General features: G+C 76.5%; 1 protein-coding gene. It reads right to left on the bottom strand.

From position 1 onward, the window contains the following. Window positions 1-615, bottom strand: a 615-nt coding sequence (locus F6X68_RS32995; RefSeq protein WP_151457875.1) for an NADH-quinone oxidoreductase subunit C, incomplete at its 3' end; no start/stop codon positions are given. Between the last annotated feature and the right edge of the window lie 14 nt (window positions 616-629).

The following is a 629-nucleotide window of genomic DNA, read 5'->3' as shown; positions in this document are numbered from 1 at the left end:
GCGCGGCCCCTCGCCGACCCCGCCCGCGCCGGCAGGTGTCGGCGTCGTTCCCCACTCCCCCGGCGCGGGCACGCCCGGCGGGCGGATCGGGCGACGCCCGCCGCCGGCCTCGGACTCGCCCGGTTCCTTCGCGCCCGGCCAGGGCTTCGCCACCCGGGAGGCGAGCACGAACTCCTTGCGCAGCGGATGCCCCTCGAACTCGGGCGGCAGCAGCAGCGGCGCCAGCCCGGTATGGCCGGGAAAGTCGATGCCGAACATCTCGTGCGTCTCCCGCTCGTGCCATGCGGCGCCCGGGTAGACGTCGACGACCGAGGCGACCGCCGGGGCGTCCCGGGGCACCCGGGTCCGCAGCAGGATCCCGTGCCGGCGGGTGGTGGACCAGAGGTGCGCCACCACGTCGAAGCCGCCGGCGAGCTCGTCGACGGCGGAGAGCCAGTCGAAGTAGTCGCAGGCCAGCTCGGCGTCGTCGCGGGCTGCGCGGAGCGCGTCCGGCCAGTTCGCCGGCGGTACGTCGACGGTGGCGCGGGCGTGCGCCTGGCCGCCGGAGACCGACGGGGTCACCTCGGCGGGCGCGAGCAGCGCCACCATCCGCTGGCCGACCTCTTCCGGAGTCATGCCGCTGATCCTAG

The organism is Micromonospora sp. AMSO12t (assembly GCF_008806585.1).
GTDB classification, from domain to species: Bacteria; Actinomycetota; Actinomycetes; order Mycobacteriales; family Micromonosporaceae; genus Micromonospora; species Micromonospora reichwaldensis.
This window is presented reverse-complemented; position numbering and strand designations above follow the sequence as displayed.